Source organism: Mangrovimonas sp. ST2L15, from assembly GCF_001280515.1.
Taxonomy (GTDB): domain Bacteria; phylum Bacteroidota; class Bacteroidia; order Flavobacteriales; family Flavobacteriaceae; genus Mangrovimonas; species Mangrovimonas futianensis.
This window is the reverse complement of record NZ_LBIQ01000018.1, coordinates 139,469-146,739: the sequence shown is the minus strand read 5'-3', so window position 1 is coordinate 146,739 and position 7,271 is coordinate 139,469. Positions and strand designations below refer to the sequence as shown.

Sequence of the window (7,271 nt, the reverse complement as noted above, 5' to 3'; positions counted from 1 at the left end):
CGATTGGACAGCCACGACCTATGAGGTAACGGTAACAACCGGCGAGTGTTCTTCCACAGATTCAGTAACGGTTACAGTGACCCAACCTGAAACACCAGAATTGGTTGTATCTGCAGGAGATGATGTAACCATCTGTGAGGGAAGTACTGCTGTATTGACCGCCTCAGAAGGAGAGAGCTATCAGTGGAACAACGGTGCCACTACCCAAAGTATTGAGGTATCACCAAATACCACTACGGAATATACAGTGACCGTGAGCCAAGGAGAGCAGAGCGGAAGCGCCAGTGTGACTGTCAACGTCAATGCCTTACCAACTGCCGATGCAGGAGCAGATGTGAGCATGGAAGTAGGATCCACAGTTGTGTTGACCGCAACCGGTGGTGAGGGCTATCAGTGGAGCAACGGGGCCGTGACCCAGAGTATTGAGGTAAGTCCATCGGCAACCACAACCTATGAGGTAACGGTAACAACCGGCGAATGTTCTTCCGCAGATTCAGTAACGGTTACAGTGACCCAACCTGAAACACCAGAATTGGTTGTATCTGCAGGAGATGATGTAACCATCTGTGAGGGAAGTACTGCTGTATTGACCGCCTCAGAAGGAGAGAGCTATCAGTGGAACAACGGTGCCACTACCCAAAGTATTGAGGTATCACCAAATACCACTACGGAATATACAGTGACCGTGAGCCAAGGAGAGCAGAGCGGAAGCGCCAGTGTGACTGTCAACGTCAATGCCTTACCAACTGCCGATGCAGGATCAGATGTGAGCATGGAAGTAGGATCCACAGTTGTGTTGACCGCAACCGGTGGTGAGAGCTATCAGTGGAGCAACGGGGCCGTGACCCAGAGTATTGAGGTAAGTCCATCGGCAACCACGACCTATGAGGTAACGGTAACAACCGGAGAATGTTCTTCATTAGATAGTGTAATAGTTAATGTAGTTCCTTTAGTGAATGCATATGCAGGAGAGGATGAAGAAATTTGTTTGGGAGAAAGTGTTGAGTTATTTGCAGAAGGTGGATTAACTTATCTATGGAGTAATGGAGCGACAACACAAAGCATAGATGTAAGTCCTGATGAAACTACGGAATATTTTGTGGTAGTGTCAAATGGGATTAATTCTCAAACCGATAGTGTTATGGTTTTGGTGGATCAAGATTGTAACAACTTAGGTAGTGGTTCGGATTCAGGAGAACAAAATTATGCTTTTGATTTTTCAGTATTTCCTAATCCAACAAAGAACTTTATTCATATTAAAGTGAGGGGAGGCGCCGAAAGAATTACGGCCATTTACCTTCACGATATGATGGGGAATATTTTAATTAATGAAGCTATAAGCGCAACTTCAAGTACTTTCAATAAAAAATATGATTTGAGTCATTTTCAAAATGGTATGTATGTATTAACCATTAAACAAGGAGGAAACTCTTATACGAAGAAAATAATTTTAAATCAGTAAAAGAATTTTACAAGTAAAATAAGAAAGGGAGCATATCGCTCCCTTTTCTATTTTTTATAGGAAAGAATTGAAACTAAACTGTCACAATTTTCGACCATGATTTCTTTCTCTTCAAACTTAATCTTATAAACACCACAAGGTTCTTTTCTTGGTTCGCTTTCAGAAAAAACAATATCTCCTTGTTGCAAAACGGAGGAGATGTCTAGACTGTCAATGGAACCGGAACCGATTTGTGATTGAATGATATCGGAATATTTTAAAGGCTTTGATTGTATGTTTTTTTTAACTCTGGCTTCGGGACCGTAATCACAGGATACCTTCTTTCCACTTAAGAAGAAGGCCAAAAGAATGAGGCCAATTGAAAATCCTCCCAAGTAATACCCCAGACGATGTATGAATTTCATTAAAAATGAATTAGATTAAAAAATAAGAAGGTTGATATCGCTGTGTTTTAAATCAAACCATTCTCCTACGGCTTTATTTGTTAAAATGCCGTGGTAAAAGTACAATCCATTTTTCAAACCTTTGTCAAATCTTAATGAATTTTCCAGACCTCCATCATCGGCAATTTTCAATAAATATGGCGTAAACATGTTACTAATTGAAATAGAGGCTGTTCTCGAAAATCTAGCCGGGATATTAGGAACACAATAGTGTACGACGCCATGCTTAGTAAACGTTGGGGTTTTATGTGTGGTTACTTCACTAGTTTCAACACAACCACCCATGTCAATACTAACATCAATAATAACAGAGCCAGGTTTCATGCATTCAACCATTGTTTCTGTAACTAAAATAGGTGAACGATCCTTACCTCTTACGGCGCCAATAACAACGTCACAGCGTTTAAGTGCTTTTAATAGATTTTTAGGCTGAAGTGTGGATGTAAAAAGAGGTCTACCTAAATTGGTTTGAATACCTCGTAGTCTAGTGATGGAATTGTCAAAGATTTTGATGTTCGCACCCAGTCCCATAGCACTTCGAGCAGCAAACTCACCAACTGTTCCTGCACCCAAAATGACAACTTCAATAGGTGGTACACCACTAACATTCCCAAACATTAAACCGTTACCATCATTAACATTACTTAATAATTCAGCAGCTATCAAAACAGAAGCAGTTCCAGCTATTTCGCTTAATGATTTAACAGCAGGATAAGCGCCATCCTCATCTTTTATAAATTCAAATGCAAGAGCAGTAACTCTTTTAGAAGCTAAGACCTCAAAATATTTTTTGCTTTGAGTTTTTAATTGCAAAGCTGAAATTAAAATAGATTGGGGATTAATCAGTTTTATTTGCTCTAGGGTAGGGGGCTCTATCTTTAAAATTATAGGGCATCCGTAGACTTTGGCTTGATCATTTGTTATTTCTGCTCCGGCTTCTGAATAATCAGTATCAGTAAAATTGGCGCCAAACCCAGCACCAGACTCAATTAAAACTCTGTGGCCATTGTTTATTAATGCCGAAACGGCATCAGGGGTTAAGCAGACACGTTTTTCTTGGTAGGCCGTTTCCTTTGGAATACCAATAAAGAGGGCACTTTTATGTTTAAGAATTTCTAAAGTTTCCTCTTGAGGTATGAGTTCGTGTTTAGAAAATGGCGAAAAAGATTTTGACATGATAGCTTAATAAAATAAAAGTCAAAATACAATTAAATTTTGAAAGTAAATAGGCAGTAATTAAAAATACTGTTTGATTTTACCCCAAAGGGTGGTAGGTTTAATTTTGAACTCCTCTTCCAGATCTTCCATAGATTTATCAACCGTATTCAATTTGTTGAACATTTGGGCTCTTACCAAATAAATGGAAGGTATAATAATGGCCATTATGGGCAATAAATAAATCAATTGTAATTCATCAACATAGGATAAATCTTCTTTGAACAAGCCGATAATTTGCCAACTATACATTACAATAGGGACTAGAATGGCATGATACCACCAATGGCGACAAGTGAAAAACCAAATAAGGAGAAGTAAAAGCGGGATTAGTTTACCTGTTAATGTCCATGCAACAATATTTACATCTTCATATCCTCCACTGGTATAAGTAAAAAGAAACGTTTCCCAAGTCTTTGTTGAAGGTACATTTTCATAAAGTGAAAATAAAAAGGGAGTAGTAGCTATAAAAGTAGCTATAATACTCCCTATTATTAGACTTTTATCCAGTTTTCTTTTATCCGTTAACTGGGACTCTAATTTTACTTTTTTCGATTTTTGGTGCATCTTTAAATAAGTTAGTAGCTTGAGCTGTGAACAGCATTCCACCAAAAATTGCAATTGCGATTACATACTTCTTAGTTTTCATAATAATAAGGGATTAATTAATTAATTATATCCCAAAAGTATGTAGAGACCTTCTGTTTAGTTGTCTCGAAATGTTAAAATTATGTTAAAAACATAACTTTTTGGATTTTTCATTACGGGAAAAACCGTAAGTCGTGCATTTTTTGGCAGATTGGGTTCTTTATTTTATGCTTTCAATCTTAAATTTCTACTATTATCTTTATTAATGTTTAATTCGATTTTATCATAATCATCAAGCAAATCTTCAATTAATTCAGGCCATTCAATGATATTCCAATGTCCAGAATACAAATAATCTTCAATACCAAAATTATAGGCCTCCTCAATATCATTAAGTCTATATAAGTCGAAATGATAAATTTTACCATTGGTTATATGATATTCATTTACAATGGAGAAGGTAGGGCTGGAAACTTCATCATTACTTCCTAGTTGTTTAACTAAAGATTTGATGAGGGTAGTTTTGCCAGTACCCATACTACCTTTGAGGATTATTGTTTTGGTTTTCAGATTTGCAAGAACTTCCTTTGCAACATCTTCTAAATCAGAAATTAAATAGTTGGTATCCAAAATTTGAGACATTACTTGACAATATTAAGAATAAAATGTGACAATACCCAAAAAAATATGTATTTCATCGGATTTTTATGCATTACAAGGATTTATTTCGGACTCAGTTTAATGAATGGAATAACCATTTCCTCTAGCGAAACCCCTCCATGTTGGTAAGTGTTTCTGTAATATCCTACATAATGATTGTAATTATTAGGATAAGCAAAAAACATATCTTCTTTTGCAAAAATAAAGGAGCTGCTCATATTTATGGAAGGTAAATGAACCGATTTTGGGTCCTTAACAACCAAAACCTCTTTTTCTTCATAAGTTAAACTTCTTCCTGTTTTGTATCTAAGGTTTAAACTTGTGTCCTTATCACCAATGACTTTTGATGGTCTTTTTACATTTATGGTTCCATGGTCTGTGGTTAGCAGTAATTTAAAACCTAGTTGTTGCGCTTGTTGTATCATTTCCAACAAAGGAGAGTTTTTAAACCAGCTTTGTGTTAGGGAGCGATATGCTTTATCATTGGATGCCAATTCTTTTACAACTTCCATTTCGGTCTTGGCATGCGATAGCATATCCACAAAATTGTATACTATCACTGTTAGGTCGTTATCTTTTAAAGATTTGAAGTTTTCAGTTAATTTTCTACCTGTTTTTAGATTGGTAATTTTATGGTATTCATACTTATAATCATTCAAGCCAAGACGTTTCATTTGAGCCTCAAGAAAGTCGGCTTCGTGCAGATTCTTTCCGCCATCGTCGGTATCATTTTTCCATAGATCGGGATGTCTTTTTTCCATGTCACTGGGCATGAGTCCAGAGAAAATAGCATTTCTGGCATATTGGGTGGCAGTAGGAAGAATACTGAAATAGGGTTCTTCGGATTCCTTTTTATAATACTGCGAAATAATTGGTTCAAAAGCTTTCCATTGGTCATATCTCAAGTTATCAATGACTATTAATAAGGTAGGTTGGTCTTTTGATATTTCAGGGACTACCCATTTTTTCATTAAAGTATGAGACATGACAGGGGCATCATGATTGTTTTTAAACCATTCAGAATACCTTTTATCAATAAATTTTCCAAATTGAATGTTAGCTTCCGTCTTTTGTGATTCTAAAATCTCAAACATACCGGCATCTTCAATGTTCTCTAGCTCCATTTCCCAATAAATGAGTTTTTGATACAAAGTGGCCCATTCTTCATAAGAGTTCACCATAGATAAATCCATAGCTATTTTTCTAAACTCTTGTTGGTAATTGGAAGTAGTTTTTTCAGAAACCAAACGGGAATGATCCAAATTCTTTTTTAAACTTAATAGAATTTGATTGGGATTGACTGGTTTTATGAGGTAGTCAGCAATTTTGTTTCCTATGGCTTCCTCCATAATATATTCTTCCTCACTTTTAGTTATCATAACGACCGGTAAAGTGCTTCTTTTCTCTTTGATTTCATTTAAGGTTTCCAATCCAGTAAGTCCCGGCATGTTCTCATCCAAAAAGACAATATCAAATGTTTTTTCTTCTAAAGCATCCAAAGCTTCACTACCACTTTTACAAGTTGTTACTTTGTAATTCTTTTTTTCAAGAAAAAGGATGTGAGGTTTGAGAAGGTCAATTTCATCATCAACCCAAAGAATATTTATATGGTTCATGTATATTTGTTTAACTAATTAATGTTTTTAAAGATTGAGAGTGCAAAACAAACTCAAAATATTTAACGATCCAATTTACGGATTTATTACCATTCCAAATTCGCTGATTTATGATTTGATTGAGCATAAATTTTTCCAAAGACTTAGAAGAATTTCTCAAATGGGTTTGTCATATCTCGTTTATCCAGGTGCTCATCATACACGGTTTCATCATGCTTTAGGTTGTATGCATTTAATGCAAAAAGCTGTTAATGTACTTCGCTTTAAGGGTGTTGAGATTTCTGAAGAAGAAGTGCAGGCACTTTATATAGCTATTTTATTGCATGATATAGGGCATGGGCCTTTCTCTCATGCTATGGAAAATAGTATTGTAAATAATGTATCTCATGAACAAATTTCCATGATGTTTATGGAGCATTTGAACGATAAGTTTAACTCAAGTTTAACGCTTGCAATCCAAATTTTCAAGGGGGAATATCAACGTCGTTTTTTATGTCAGCTCATCTCAAGTCAATTAGATATGGATCGAGCAGATTATTTAAAAAGAGATAGTTTTTACAGTGGTGTAGCTGAAGGAAATATAAATAGTGAGCGACTAATTACCATGTTGCATGTTGTAGATGATGAACTGGTTGTAGAGGAAAAGGGGATTTATAGTGTAGAGAAGTTTTTGGTAGCAAGACGATTGATGTATTGGCAAACGTACTTGCACAAAACTAGTTTGGTAGCAGAGCAATTATTAATAAGGATGTTGCAAAGAGCCAAAGAATTGACTCATGAAGGGGAAACACTCAAATGCACTGAGGCTTTACAGTATTTTTTATCGAATGATATCCGTATTGAGAATTTCGATTCAAACACTCTTGAAGTATTTGCGAGATTAGATGATTATGATATCATTTCGGCCATGAAAGAATGGCAATATCATTCGGATTTTGTTTTAAGGAATTTATCTGATATGATTATTAATAGGGATCTTTTAAAGATAAAATTAAAAAAGAAAAAAGTTCAAAAAGAGAAATTGGAGTTTCATAGAAGTAAGTTAATGGAGAAGTACAACATCTCTGAAAAAGAGGCTTCATACTTTGTTTTTACAGGCGAAATATCAAACCAAGCCTATCAAATGAAAAAGGACCATATTAATATTTTGTATAAATCAGGAAAGATAGAAAACATCATCAAAGCATCCGATCAATTAAACCTAAAAGCCCTTTCAAAACCAGTAACAAAATTCTATATGTGTTATCCTAAAGAAAAACTTTAGGACTTTTTTTTATATTTTTGCGA

The 7,271-nt window shown here is 35.5% G+C and carries 7 protein-coding genes; 2 read left to right on the top strand and 5 right to left on the bottom strand.

Going from position 1 to position 7,271, the window contains the following annotated elements; all coding sequences use genetic code 11:
• Positions 1-1,462 (top strand): T9SS type A sorting domain-containing protein (locus ZA07_RS01715; RefSeq protein ID WP_157492020.1); only part of this gene is annotated, 1,462 nt, incomplete at its 5' end.
• A 47-nt stretch (positions 1,463-1,509) separates the two neighbouring features.
• On the opposite strand, the gene ZA07_RS01710 is transcribed toward ZA07_RS01715, so the two are convergent.
• The 5 genes from ZA07_RS01710 to ZA07_RS01690 form a co-directional block, all read right to left on the bottom strand.
• Positions 1,510-1,866, bottom strand: coding sequence for a hypothetical protein (locus ZA07_RS01710; RefSeq protein WP_053970003.1), 357 nt, complete (start codon positions 1,864-1,866; stop codon positions 1,510-1,512).
• 15 nt (positions 1,867-1,881) lie between these two features.
• Positions 1,882-3,081, bottom strand: coding sequence for an alanine dehydrogenase (locus tag ZA07_RS01705; RefSeq protein ID WP_053970002.1), 1,200 nt, complete (start codon positions 3,079-3,081; stop codon positions 1,882-1,884).
• A gap of 60 nt (positions 3,082-3,141) precedes the next feature.
• A complete protein-coding gene (locus tag ZA07_RS01700) occupies positions 3,142-3,687 on the bottom strand; it encodes a hypothetical protein (RefSeq protein ID WP_053970001.1) in 546 nt (181 codons plus the stop codon).
• 246 nt (positions 3,688-3,933) lie between these two features.
• Complete coding sequence (tsaE, locus tag ZA07_RS01695) at positions 3,934-4,350, bottom strand: tRNA (adenosine(37)-N6)-threonylcarbamoyltransferase complex ATPase subunit type 1 TsaE (protein WP_231628611.1); 417 nt, start codon at positions 4,348-4,350, stop codon at positions 3,934-3,936.
• A gap of 80 nt (positions 4,351-4,430) precedes the next feature.
• A complete protein-coding gene (locus ZA07_RS01690) occupies positions 4,431-5,984 on the bottom strand; it encodes a bifunctional response regulator/alkaline phosphatase family protein (protein WP_053970000.1) in 1,554 nt (517 codons plus the stop codon).
• Positions 5,985-6,018: 34 nt separating this feature from the next.
• On the opposite strand from ZA07_RS01690, the gene ZA07_RS01685 reads away from it, so the two are divergent.
• Positions 6,019-7,248 (top strand): HD domain-containing protein, encoded by a 1,230-nt coding sequence (locus ZA07_RS01685; RefSeq protein ID WP_053969999.1) that lies wholly within the window; start codon positions 6,019-6,021, stop codon positions 7,246-7,248.
• Positions 7,249-7,271: the final 23 nt, after the last annotated feature.